We start from the raw sequence: 12,570 nt of genomic DNA, 5'->3' as shown, positions 1-12,570 counted from the left end.
CGCGGGATGGAGCAGCCCGGTAGCTCGTCAGGCTCATAACCTGAAGGTCGTAGGTTCAAATCCTACTCCCGCAACCAAAATTACCTGTATAAAAACAGCGCACTAGCGACCCAGCGGGCGCTTCTCGCGTTTGGGGGCTTCGCGCCCGGTGCTACAGCGGTGCTACGCTGGAGAGCAAGGAACAGCTACGATGGTGCAACCTATTCCGCATTCCTCGCTTCCGAATCTCACCAACAAAAAAATCTCTCCGGCTCTAACCGTCAGTGCTGTCAGCACCGTTAACCAACCGTGAATTGGAATCTTGCTTAACCTAGATTGGGTAAGCCGTTGAGTTTACATAGGAGTTGGAGTTTTGATGTTTTCGCTACCCCCTGCCTTGTTTTGCACAAATTAAAAGGCTGAGTTCTTTAGTTGGCTGAACCTGCGGGAAATGCATTGCCATAGAATTTCATTAAACTGCTGCGCCATGTATGGTGCGCTTTTTAAATTATATTCTCCTATTTGGCGAACCCACAGCAGCTTTGGTCAACTGAAAGGTGCTGTGTTAGGGCAACACATTTGAATTTTCTTGACTGAAAGATCTTTTGCCCTCCACAATACTGACATTACCTGAAGGATTTTTCTGGAGATTTCATTATGGCTGACTTTTGGATCAAAGTTGATTATGAACCTCTGGTGTTCACTGAAGGATGGCCCCTTACGCAACCAACTGTTGACACAAGTCCTGTACTTTTTATGGGTGAGCCAATAGTTAAGCCGCAGATTTATAGTAATATTAACCCCTTTTATCCCTACCTGAATAGCGAAGTACTATGGTCGTTCTCTACTCAAGGCTTTGAAACGAATGATCCAAACGCAGGGTCGGACCCTACAATTTGGTGCACTTTCGATGCTACTTGTTACCAAATTACTGGGAGAACCTATTACGCACTTTCATTTGATATAGCAGAAGTGCAACCGGCAACGGAGTTCATGCCCGACCAGATTGTCGGAGATGATCAAGTCTATACTTTGCCTGCAGGATACAACACTGACCCAATTGACTACGTGTTTGCAGACTACGTTTGGATTTTGGTTGAAGGAGATAGCGAGGCACCGGAAGCTAACGACGATCACTTTTCGATTTCCGCTACCTTGGTGCGTGAAAATGGCCAATCCAGCATATCATTCGATTTGCCTTTTGCCACGCTTGCAATCATTGCAAACGATGATCTATTCGGATCCAGTCTGTCGCGTATTGACCTGATTTCGCACGCAGACGGACGCGCTTCCCTCCAAAATGGAATAATAACGTATGAGGCGGATCAGTCTGAAGGCCTTCAACTACTGGGTCAGATGGACGAATTTGTATATGAAATATCGACTGAAGGTGGTGCGGATACAGCCACAGTGTTCGTCGAATATCCTTCGGCTCAAGAGGTTGCGTCAACAATAGAGAACAGAATCGATGAGCTTGGACTTCAGATTGGAGATTTAGAAAGCGTCCAAGCGGAGTATTTAGCGAACAAGCAACTTATAGAGATTAATGAGGGCCTTGCGGGGGAATTTGTATTTCTTGCCGGTGTTGAAACCCTGAAAGGTATTGTAAAAATCCCGGTCAAGTTTGGCGCAGTTTTAGTTGAGCTCGTGGATAAAGCCATTCTGGGTGAAATAGAATTGGACCTTCAATTGATAAATGCGGCCATCAATGACCTCGCAAAATTCACTGAAGCGGTGGCTAGTGGTTCGAGGTCCGCTATAGGTAAGGCGGCCGGAGATCTTGCTAAGCAGGTTAATGATTTAGCGAAAATAGCTGATGTTGCGTTAGATGCGGTCAAAGTGGCTGATATACTTTCTTTGGCTGTGGAAGTGCAAGCCGATGTTGTTTCGTTAAATTTAAGAAACGACTTTATTGAATTGCAATACGGATTGCAAGACGACGCTTCCTCATCCGACTTCCAAGACATAAGGACTGAATTAGAAGACGAGCAAGATGATCTGGGCGCACTATTGGAGATGGTTTGGGTAGAGGATCAGTTCTTTTTATGAGAGTTAGCATTCAAGTAATAATGCCGGTTTGTTCGATCTAATATATATTTAGCTTTTGATAACTTGGATTTGGGTGCAATTGGACTATACCCTGCGATCTTGCTTAACAAGGGTAAATTCAGGATAAGTATATGTCTGATGGTTTGCAATAAATTCGAGATAGTGTTTCGTGAAGAGTGCTCGAAAATTTAAACCACAATATTAGAACTTATCGTATTTCGCAAAACCCTCTGACTAAATTTGATGAATTCAAAAAAGAACGCCCGACAATATATGTCGAGCGTTTGGCTAATACAGAGACAAAGGACATCACTGCGCGATCAGTTTTATCACCCGCATTCCTGCTTTACCTTCCCGGTTAAACGCGATGTTCACACCCTGACGCCGCAACACTGGCTGGACCCTGCGCAGGGCCGCGCCAAACCTTGCTTCAGATCGGGGAAAGCTTTGGCTGTCTTCCGTCAGCGCTGGGTAGCGATCCCGCAGGACCTGTTTAAGCTCTGTTGCCGTGCCGTTCCAATGTTGCCGCCCATCCATCAGAGACAGGATTGCCAGCGCAACGGGATTGGCCTCAACGGCGGCTTGGTCGCTTTTGGCGCGATTGGACGCGTAGGAGTCCAGAAATGCGCCCTGAGTCCATCCAAGCGATTCCTCTGCAGCTACCACCCATTTTGCAAAATCGGCCATCCTAGGGGCCTCTGAGAGGCTGACAGAGTCAATCCGGCCCAAAGCGCAAGACACCGCATCCAGCAGCGCGCCCAGAATGAAGGGTTTGGCCTTGGCAAAGTCGCGGTTGAAGGCACCCAAGGTTTTGCGCTTGCTGGGCGGGATCACCGGCAGATGAATGCCAATGGCACGATCTGCCAGATCAGGCCGCGCCGCCAGATCGGGAATCCCGTTCAGCAGGCAGGGCCGGGTGGCGTTGAACAATACCTCGTCGCTGTCGGTGTGCAGCTTGCGGGTGCCAAACCCGCCACCCGTAGCAATCCGGCAGAACGCATCAGCCATCATCGGGCGGATGGTCGAGAGGTTGTCAAAGCTCAGAACATGGTTGTGCATCGCGGCAATGACCAAATCCTGCTCGGAGTTGGGTGTGCTGCGGGTGCTTGGGCAAGAAGGGTCAATTAGATCACGCAGGGTTTGCGCAGTGGTGCTTTTGGCGCTGCCCTGTTCGCCCGACAGGATCAGGATAGGGTAGGGGCCTTTGGGGTGGAAACATCCCAGAACCCACGCCACCAACATGCGGAAATCATCCTCGCTGTCCACGTTCAGGAAGTCACGCAACAGGTCGATGCCGTGTTCATGCCGTTCCGGTACAGGCAACGCTTGCATGGCTGGTGAGCGCCGAAACCGCGCGGGCGGGTGGCTGACCACCTGCCAACCTTCGGACGTGATCGCTACAGCCTGCCAGTCCTTGTCACCAAGGTCGAGATAGACCGTGCGCCCGATTGAGGCGATGCGGCTGGACACGGGGTAGGTCTCGCCTTCGAACCGCGCCACGCCTTCCAGCACCGGCGTTTGTCATCCAGCGCGGCATTGGATGGCGCTTTGCCTTCGGCCTTGTAATGGGCATAGGCCAGATAGTTGCGGAAGGTCGATGATCCGACAGGCCAGTGCTCAAAGTGACCCTTGGCCCGTAACGTTACATAGGGCTCACCCAGCGGCGTGTTCCAAAGCTCAAGCCCATCCACCAGCGCCGCACTGCTATCGTTACGTATAGGTGCAGGTTCATCCCTATGTATAGGTAACGTATACGGGTCGGGGTTTTCCTTATGATACATAGGGGGATGCGGGTCATTGGCGGCAGGCCGAACCTTACTTGTAAGGTAGGCGGCAGTTGCATCCGGCAAATCACACGCAACGCTGTTTATCAGGGCGTCAATCTCGCCTAGCCCCCAACCTGCGGCAATGGCGTCGGCCACGTCCCAGCCCCTATGTATTGGTTTAGGGGTCAGACTTGATGAATCATGCACTTGAATCAGTGCGTCACTGATCGGCAGGATCAGAGGTGTCGCCCTATGTAATGTAACGAGCTCTTCGGCCAACTTAGCGGCATAGCTCTGTCCCGGCTCATCATGGTCAGGCCAGATAATGACAGTACGGCCTGCCAGCGGTGACAGGTCAGTTTTTGCCAGTGCCTTGCTGCCGCCAAAGCTGGTAGAGGCTAGATACCCCAAGCCCGTCAGAACATCGGCACACTTCTCGCCTTCGACCCAGATCACCGGCTGATCCGGGTTCGCCTGGGCGATCCGGTCCAGATGATAGACCGGGCGCAACTGGGGTGCTTTCCATGTGTCCTTGGTCACGTCGTAGGGCAGAAAGAACTTGCCCCTGCCGTTGCCCTCATAGCGATTGGCGACGAGCACAGGCGCACCCGTTCTGCTGCGATAAACATGTTGGGTATCAGCGACACCGGCTGTCGGGTGGCGAAGGTCGGGTAGCGCGCTCATGCCTGCGCCCCCAACCGTTGGGCCAGCGCATGTGCTGCCTGCCCCTGCTGTACCCCGTTCAGATAAGCAAAGAGGCTGATAGCATCGCCACCTTTGTCATCAGTGGCGAAATCAGCCCAAAGCCCGCTATCGAGATTGATCCGAAACGAACCGCGCGAGTGATCTACACGGGTAGGGTTCAGCGCCACCCATTCTCGTCCGATAATCCGGCCATCGGGCAACCATTCGGCCAGTAGAGTTAGCAGATTGATCCGGGCCAGTTCAGCGATTGCGGCAAATTCGATGGGCTTCCAGTTACCAGTCATTTGCAACCACCTCCTGAAGACGCGCGATCTCGAACGCTTCTACATCTCCCATGCGATAACGGACCAAGCGGCCTACTTTGACATAAGCCAGCGGGTAGCGCTTGGTGCAGCGCCATGTGGCAAGGGTGGTTGTGGACACGCCGAGGCGTTCCGCGACTTGCTTGGGTTTAAGCAGGGTGTCTGCCTGTTTTGCGATCATGATAACCTCCATCAATTTAGATCGATGAAGAGAAACCTAGAGAGCGATTGGGCAGGCCGAAACGCGTGAAGCAGGAAAGAAAAACTACTTCCTATATAGGAAAACATGCCGGTTAACTGCCACATAATGTGGCGAAAATATGTCTATATGGCCCGCATTACCGTGACCACACGCGCGCGCGTCAGGTCCGGATCAAGTTTTTGGCCGATCAAATGAATCGCATCTACAGCGGTTGCTTTGTTTTGCTTTGTGACCGGATCGTAGCGGCCCGCATTAAAGGGGCGCATGGCGTTGCGCTCCCAATAGGGGCGAAAGGCGCGGGCTAACGCGGCAATCGGCTGGCTTTCGGTTTTCTTTGGCCTGCGAGACCAGCGATCCAGATCGGCCTCATGATAGCTGCTTGGGGTGTCATGCTCGCCCAGAGCAACCGTTTCTGCGGTGGCCTTATGCAACAATTCGAGAAACGCCGCGATATGAGCAACAGGATCGCCGGGACCAAATGCACCTTCGATCAGGTTTGCAATTCCGGCAGCACTTGGATCAGACGATTGGGCCCATGTTTCCAGCGCGTCGGCCAGTTTCCCGGAACAGTTTGGCGAAACTTGCACCCGGGCGAGTTCAACAGAGACCGCATCCAGCTTATCCGACAATGCGGACAGGCGGCGATATTCCATGGCACCCGGTTTACGTCGGCGCATTTTGCGGCGTTCGCGGATGTAGGCCCGCGCCGCTGCCTCTACCCCTGTCCGCAGGTCTTCAATGTCGGTATTGGGGGCGGCCATCAGCATCTCAAGTTCATACATGAACCGGGTATCGTAGAGGCGGTGAAGTTCCGTCAAGAAACCGTGGCCTGTCATTAATCGTTGCCATGGTGCGGTCGGTGCCGTTGCGGTTTCGGGGAGGGTGTTGTCTGCCTGTTCCATGAGACCGCTTGTTCAGGAAAACCAAGCAAAACGCCAGTGGCTGATAGGGCTGACAGTGCAGACAGTGAAACTCGGTTTGGTCCATGCGATCCGGATTACGGGCATAGGGGGAATCGAGTGATCAGCCCTGCCTTGGTTGGTTCTAGCGGGAAGAGGCCACACAGCAGACCTTCGCTGCGCTTGCGACATCGGGTCCCACCACGGACGGCTTTGCGCAGAAAGAGGACTTTGCAAAGTGCCTCTCCACTGTGATATCCAAAGCGGCGGAATCCATTTCAATCACGAAAGCAACGAGTTCACATCTGATTGACTGCAGTTTGCTAAATCCAGAAAACGTTGGCGTTAGAATAGCACTTGGAGAACAAAGCGAGGGGCCAAGGCATGACTGATTTTGTTTTAAGCAACGTGCAGGTTTTTTCATCTATTTGTCAGGATGCGTTTCGTGACATGGAAGATGATCTCGATAGACTTCATCGAGCGTCACCCGACGGAAAAATTACGGTGAAAACACTCGATTTTAGCCAACGTAGTTTGAAGAGCGCGTTGATACTAATTGTATTCTCAGGGACGTGGTTGGAGGCAACTCTGCACCTGCTAATTGTCGAACACCATAGCAAGACAAGGTACGACAAGAACGATAAAGCCACCTACGAAGACAAAATGAAGTTGTTAGGGGTTGGAGATGACGAACTGTACAAGTCACTGAAGTGGTTTAGGGGTTTGCGCCGCGAGGTACTACACGAAAAGGCATACGCTAGTAGCCAAAATGTGCGTCTCGCTCAAGACGAGGCTCGGAAAGTCCATGCGCTTATGCGGAATGTAAGTAATTGTTTGGTCCAAGCCAAACTTTTGGTGGAGTAAAGTCCGCTATGGGCTCTTTCCGCCCTAAGTTGCTTTCGAAAACATCAACTCGGTCGCTTTGTCTACGCTCTCCCGGACCGGATCAAGGTTCAGTCGTGCATAGATTGCGGTAGATTGCTGCGACCGATGCCCAAGTGACTTCCCAATGATGTACCCATTGGCCCCGGTTGCCGCCTGATAGCTGCCCAAGGTGCGGCGCAAGTCATGAATGCGCAGGTTGTCGATTCCAGCTTCTTCTAGAATCCGGCTCCACGCCTTCTTGGGGTCCGCAAGATGGCCGCTCTTGCCCGAACCTTCGAACACATAGGAGCTGTCCGACTTTAGTTTTCGTTCGATTAGCAGTTCAATTGCCTGCTGGGGAAGGTGAACAGTCAGCGGGTCAGCGTTCTTGGTTTCCTCAATCCGCCATGTCGCCGATTGAAAATTGATATCCTTCCACATCATCGCCAGAGTGTTTGACTTTCGCGCACCTGTGAGAAGGGAAATCATGAAGAAATCCCGCGCGGCTTCGTTGGGTTCATTTGCCAGCGCCTCGAAGAACCGGGGCAGCTCGTCAGGCTGCAAGAATCTGTCGCGGCTTTGTTCCCGAAACTTTTTGATGCCGACAGCGGGGTTCACTCCTTTCCACCCCCATTCAACGGCCTTGTTGAATATGGAGCGAATACGTTCAAGCAAACGATTGGCCTGATACAAGCCGTTGTCCTTGCCGATCTTTGCATGAAGCCTTTCTACCTCAGACCGATCAATGCTGGATATCTTTCGGCGGAACCAATGCGACAGATATTTGTTTACTTCCCGCTCGTCGTATTTCCACGACTTCTTATGCAACTTAGAATACTTGTCCATGTATTCGGCAAAAAGCGCCCCAAAAGTCATTTCATCCCGTATGGCCTTTTTCTCTTTCTGAGGGTTCGCCCCAGACGCGATGCCGCCCTTGGCCTTTGCTGCCGCTTTGCGGGCCTGTTCCACAGTCATGTCAGGAAATTTTCCAAGCAACAGGCGTTCGGGTCGCCCTTCGATCCGTTTGTATAGATAAAAGCTCTTTGATCCTGCTGCCGTCACCGCCAATATCAACCCCGCTTCCCGTTCGTCATAGTAATAGTCCCGCGATCCTTTCTTGGCGGCGGTGGCGTTCGAAAGGGCTGCTTTGGTGAATTTCAAACGGTGACTGGCCACGGTATATCCTTTAGGTGCTTTGGTGCTACCGAAAGTTGATGGTGCTACACTGGTGCTACACCGGAGAGCAATTTTGGACAATGTGGAGAATGCTTACAACAAGCCAAAGCGTAGGTAACATATTGATAAATCTTACAAGAAATAACTTTAGCAAATAACAGCAAACAAACGACAATGAGGCTCATAACCTGAAGGTCGTAGGTTCAAATCCTACTCCCGCAACCAAAAAAACAAGCAGTATCAGTACGTTATGCGCCGCCTCAGGGCGGCGTTTCTATTTGTACCACCCACACTGGAAGCACTACGGAAGCAAATGGAGCGGGTTCACCCTGTGGTGAACGCGCAACAGAGGATATTCGCACAAGTCACAGTTAAAGCCGCGATGAGCACTTACCAGACATAGCCGAGTGATCTGGTAGCTGCGGGTGCAAAAGGCTGCTTACAGCACTTTGCCGACATTGACCCCTAGGTGCCCGTCAATTGTCTGAGTGAAATGACCGAATGTCGGCTGCGAGCTCAAAGCGGACACACCTTTGCAAATTTTTGTACTCCAGTTACTCTTTTCCGATTGGAGGACGCCATGAAAGAAGGTAATCGACCCAAGATTGAAGAAGGCCTCGATCCACCAGATTGGGCTGCCCTTCATTCGACGGCGCACCAGATTATCGACGATGCGATTTCTCATGTACGTGACGTCCGCGACCGTCCACTTTGGCAGGAAATGCCCGCCGCTGTTCGCAAAGCTTACGCCGGACCATTACCGCTCGAGTCGAACGCTCTCGACGATGTTTATGCGGAACTAAAATCAAACCTCCTTCCTTATCCGATGGGCAACATTCATCCACGGTTTTGGATGTGGTATATGGGTTCAGGTAGTTTCAGCGGTGCATTAGGAGAATTTCTAGCGGCGATTGATGGGTCCAACCTCGGAGGCGGCAATTTCGCAGGTGCGCTGATGGATGGCCAAGTTACAAATTGGCTAAAAGAGATGATGGGCTTCCCTGAAACAGCGAGCGGAACATTGGTCAGCGGCGGTTCAATGGCCAACATTGTAGGGCTTACAGTGGCGCGCAACGCCATGGCCGGAATTGATATTCGATCGGACGGAGTAGCTGCGATTGAGCAGCCACTATCATACTACGCTTCGGATCAGGCCCATAGCTGTCACCAGAAGGCTGTCGAGCTTTTGGGGCTTGGGAACAAAGCATTGCGTCGCGTGCCTTCGGATGCAGCTTTGTGCATGGACTTGGCAGAACTTAGAAAACAAATAAGAGAAGATCGCGATGCAGGCCGCTTACCTGCTTGCGTGATAGCGACAGCAGGCACAGTGAATACAGGGGCAATCGACGACGTGAAAGCGATCCGGCAATTGTGCGACGAAGAGGGTCTCTGGCTACACGTTGATGGATGTATCGGTGCCCTGATGTCAATTGCACCTGAGAACAGACACCTTGTGGACGGCATCGGAGACGCGGATTCATTGGCGCTCGATCCTCACAAATGGCTGCATGTGCCATTTGAGGCTGGCTGTGCGTTAATCAAGGACGCGGCCCTGCATAGGGACGCTTTCGCGGTTCACCCCGAATACCTTGAAGAAAAACCTCGCGGCATCGCAGCAGCAGAGTATCTTCAGGATTACAATCTTCAGACTTCTCGTGGCTTCAGGGCACTGAAAGTATGGCTAACACTGAAGGAACATGGCGTTGCGAAATTTGGGCGGTTGATTGACCAGAATATTGCACAGGCCCGCTACCTGACTGGAATGGTGAATGAAGACGCCGAGCTAGAACTGGTCGCACCTACGACAGTCAACATTGTTTGCTTTCGCTTCAAGCCTGCCGAATTGGCTGACGATGCGTTGGAGGCTTTGAATACAGAGATCATGATCCGCCTTCAGGAAAGCGGTACCGCGGCAGTATCGGATACAACCGTCAAAGGACGTCATTGTTTGCGAGCCGCGATATGCAATCACAGGACAAGAATAAGCGATCTCGAGTTGTTGCTACAGGAAATTAAATCTGTTGGTTCAGAGGTTTTAGAGAACGGTTAATCGAATTGAGGAGGCAGTAACGCTTTGGAGATCGTACGAACGAGATTGAAAATCAAGTTTCTGCCAAAGGTCAGCTTCGTCCGCAAAGCCGCCATCGGCTCCCTATTGTGAACCTCTTTCTAGGTCAAAGGAAAACCCGCCTGAAAGTGGTTACTCCCAATCGAGTCGGTCGCCATCAATTCCCGCAGTTCGGCACAACAGATTACCACCGATGTCGCCGCCTTCTAACTGGGTGACTTCACAGAATTGTGCTGCAATTGGCACAACGTCCCCGGCATCCACAGCAGTCCTGCTGATTGTAAGGTTGTCGACCGTTCTGCCTCCGCTGACCTCTGCGTACCTTCTAGATCGGTACCTGACTGCGAAGCGCTCAGAGTAGTCTGTGCTCTCGTCATCAACGTGGATCGGATCTTCAAATATGCAATCTGTTAGCGTCGCTGTGATCTCATAGAAGTCGTTCCCAAGGTGTCCAAACCACCGGTTGAAGTTTTTTTGTACGTATTCAAATCCCTTGCCATAGGGCGCAAGCAATGAGCGGTAGAGTTCTGGATATTGGTGCATGGACACGTGCTCTTCTAACCCGTACCCCAAAGGCATTGCCGGGATTTCTCGCTCAACTCTCCATTGCGAAAAAACAAACATTGTACCAATTGCAGGCCTGACTTCCAGAAGTGCTGCGTGTTGGTGAGCAGCCAAGTATAGAACAGGATTTTCGGGAAGGTTGCATCTTCCAAAATTTCGAATCTTATCAGCCGGAGGGTAACTCAATCGGCTGACGTTGTCCGGGCGAACTCCGTCAGGCAATTTCGACGCACGGTGAAGGACATGACCAACCGGAACCGATTGGGCCGTGTGCGGTAGAGTGTGCAGGATCTTTTTAATGAGCCGTCTTCGCAGTTCGGGTTGCTTTGTATTCTCTATGCGCCGGATGAGTGTCTGTGATTCAATGGTTTTTATTTTGTGCGCTTGATGCGCGAGTTGATCAACATTCACTTGGCTCCGCTCCTTTATGTGAACAATCTCAACACTAACGGCAAAGCAAAAACACAGACAATAATCCCGACGGTCAGTTCCCTTTCACCTTTCCGCCACATCTGTATAAGCATTGGGCTTAAGACAGCGGCCAACGCGATAGCCATCAAAAGTGATAATGCAATTCCCATCGCCGCTGCTCCTTATTGTTGACTTCGAATGTCCGCTCCGAGCCCAAACTAACGGATGCTGCGACACGCACGAAAGGCGGCTTACAAGTGCGGTATGCGATTCGATTAAGAACTCTGATCAATTACTCAGAGTTTCTTCCATGCGCCACGAATGGTCTGCGGGACGCTTTCTATACCGCGCTGCTTCAGCAACGAGGCCTGCATATCGACTGACCCAGCGGTTCAGCGTTGCATGATCCAGATCGACGCCGCGTTCCGCGATGATTTCTTCCAAATCGCGGTAGGACACGCCGTATCGAACATAGAAGAAGACCGCAAACAGGATCACATCCCTCGGATATTGCGCACCTTTGAAAGAGATCATGAGCTGGCTTTCGACTTGGTAGGATCGAAAGCCATTCACGCTCTAAACCCAAGAGCGTCCACAGTCAAAAGTTTGCAACAGAGCCGCTCCGAGCGGATACCGAAGCAATAGCCGACCAGCAGCATCCGGATCAGCAGTTCCGGATCGACCGGGGGACGACCGATGTGGCTGTAAAAATCCGTGAGATGCGCTCGAATGCTGCTCAGATCAGCAAAGCGATCAATCGACCGAAGCAAGTGATCTTGGGGAATGTGGTTCTCCAATGAGAACTCATAGAACAGCGACGATTGCGCTTTCTGCCTCGGTCCCATCATCGCCAATCCTCCCGCCCATTGGAAGAATTGAATCAGCAGTTTATGCGGCGATCAAGGAAGAGTTTTTCAACAAAAAAGCCCTTACCAGACATAGCCGAGTGATCCGGTAGCTGCGAGTGCACAAGGCTGCTTTCAACACTTTGCCGACTTTGACCCCAAGGTGCCCGTCAATAGTCTGAGTGAAATGACCGAATGTCGGTTGCGAGCCCACAGCGACCGATGCTGCAAGGCAATTAAATGGCCGCTTTTCTCAATTCATCAAAAAAATGCACAAACGCTAATCAGAAACTGCTAACTGGCTTTGCTAAAATAGTTTTTTCAATGCTTCAAAAGCTTAAGTTGTAACCACATCAAAAGAATGGCGACTCAAGAATGATTCACAGTTTGGCTGTTTGCTGCTACCTAGCTTTCCTGTTCTTGGCGTTAGGCAGCCCATTTTTGCCGTTGTTTTTAATGTGGAGAGTAGCAGGCCTTTCTATTGCAGCCTATGCAACAGGTAAGTTCCTCGAAGGACCCGTTCATTGGTCTAACCAAGACTTGGGCCACTTCATCGGGGTAGCGATAATTCTATTGTTTAGCTCCGCAGTTGCACTCGCGATAGTCATAAGGCTGGCAGTTTCAGCAATGCGACAAACCTTGAGTGTTGATACAATGATCGGCCCTAGGGTCAGGACTCATAGCCAATAGATAACGAGTGCTGCGAGGGCGATTGCTGACAGGAAGACCTTCGGGCACCT

At 51.4% G+C, this 12,570-nt stretch carries 10 protein-coding genes, 1 tRNA gene and 2 pseudogenes; 4 read left to right on the top strand and 9 right to left on the bottom strand.

All coding sequences use genetic code 11. The features are described from left to right. Both AC2FLA_RS22025 and AC2FLA_RS22020 read left to right on the top strand, forming a co-directional pair. A tRNA-Met gene (locus AC2FLA_RS22025) sits at positions 1-77 on the top strand. A 559-nt stretch (positions 78-636) separates the two neighbouring features. Continuing rightward, positions 637-2,028, top strand: a complete 1,392-nt coding sequence (locus AC2FLA_RS22020) for a hypothetical protein (RefSeq protein ID WP_496725334.1) — start codon at positions 637-639, stop codon at positions 2,026-2,028. Between the two features lie 309 nt (positions 2,029-2,337). Here AC2FLA_RS22020 and AC2FLA_RS22015 read toward each other — a convergent pair whose 3' ends face one another. The 5 genes from AC2FLA_RS22015 to AC2FLA_RS21995 all read right to left on the bottom strand — a co-directional run bounded on the left by AC2FLA_RS22015 (position 2,338) and on the right by AC2FLA_RS21995 (position 5,905). Then, a complete protein-coding gene (locus tag AC2FLA_RS22015; protein ID WP_496725332.1) occupies positions 2,338-3,540 on the bottom strand; it encodes an AICE element replication initiation protein in 1,203 nt (400 codons plus the stop codon). Continuing rightward, positions 3,426-4,478 carry a hypothetical protein gene (locus AC2FLA_RS22010; protein WP_496725330.1) on the bottom strand — a complete coding sequence of 351 codons (1,053 nt, stop codon included), beginning with the start codon at positions 4,476-4,478 and terminating at the stop codon, positions 3,426-3,428. Before AC2FLA_RS22010 ends, AC2FLA_RS22015 begins: the two co-directional genes overlap by 115 nt. Then, positions 4,475-4,783: a hypothetical protein gene (locus AC2FLA_RS22005; protein ID WP_496725328.1), complete on the bottom strand. Its 309-nt coding sequence runs from the start codon at positions 4,781-4,783 to the stop codon at positions 4,475-4,477. The genes AC2FLA_RS22010 and AC2FLA_RS22005 overlap by 4 nt, the downstream gene beginning before the upstream one ends. Continuing rightward, entirely contained in the window at positions 4,773-4,982 is a 210-nt protein-coding gene (locus AC2FLA_RS22000; protein WP_496725326.1) for a helix-turn-helix transcriptional regulator, read from the bottom strand. Before AC2FLA_RS22000 ends, AC2FLA_RS22005 begins: the two co-directional genes overlap by 11 nt. 143 nt (positions 4,983-5,125) lie before the next feature. Further along, a complete protein-coding gene (locus AC2FLA_RS21995) occupies positions 5,126-5,905 on the bottom strand; it encodes a hypothetical protein (RefSeq protein WP_496725324.1) in 780 nt (259 codons plus the stop codon). A gap of 381 nt (positions 5,906-6,286) precedes the next feature. On the opposite strand from AC2FLA_RS21995, the gene AC2FLA_RS21990 reads away from it, so the two are divergent. Then, positions 6,287-6,766, top strand: a complete 480-nt coding sequence (locus tag AC2FLA_RS21990) for a hypothetical protein (protein ID WP_496725322.1) — start codon at positions 6,287-6,289, stop codon at positions 6,764-6,766. Between the two features lie 24 nt (positions 6,767-6,790). On the opposite strand, the gene AC2FLA_RS21985 is transcribed toward AC2FLA_RS21990, so the two are convergent. Further along, complete coding sequence (locus AC2FLA_RS21985; protein ID WP_496725320.1) at positions 6,791-7,942, bottom strand: tyrosine-type recombinase/integrase; 1,152 nt, start codon at positions 7,940-7,942, stop codon at positions 6,791-6,793. A gap of 580 nt (positions 7,943-8,522) precedes the next feature. Between AC2FLA_RS21985 and AC2FLA_RS21980 the strand changes: the two genes are divergently transcribed. After that, positions 8,523-9,992 (top strand): pyridoxal phosphate-dependent decarboxylase family protein, encoded by a 1,470-nt coding sequence (locus AC2FLA_RS21980; RefSeq protein ID WP_496725318.1) that lies wholly within the window; start codon positions 8,523-8,525, stop codon positions 9,990-9,992. 150 nt (positions 9,993-10,142) lie between these two features. On the opposite strand, the gene AC2FLA_RS21975 is transcribed toward AC2FLA_RS21980, so the two are convergent. The 3 genes and pseudogenes from AC2FLA_RS21975 to AC2FLA_RS21965 form a co-directional block, all read right to left on the bottom strand. Further along, a complete protein-coding gene (locus AC2FLA_RS21975; protein WP_496725316.1) occupies positions 10,143-10,985 on the bottom strand; it encodes a hypothetical protein in 843 nt (280 codons plus the stop codon). Positions 10,986-11,285: 300 nt separating this feature from the next. Then, positions 11,286-11,519 (bottom strand): annotated as a pseudogene (locus AC2FLA_RS21970) (IS6 family transposase); the annotation flags it as partial. Positions 11,520-11,590: 71 nt separating this feature from the next. Next, positions 11,591-11,833: pseudogene (locus AC2FLA_RS21965) on the bottom strand (transposase); the annotation flags it as partial. Positions 11,834-12,570 lie beyond the last annotated feature (737 nt).

Source organism: Ruegeria sp. CDSA033, from assembly GCF_059612305.1.
This window is presented reverse-complemented; position numbering and strand designations above follow the sequence as displayed.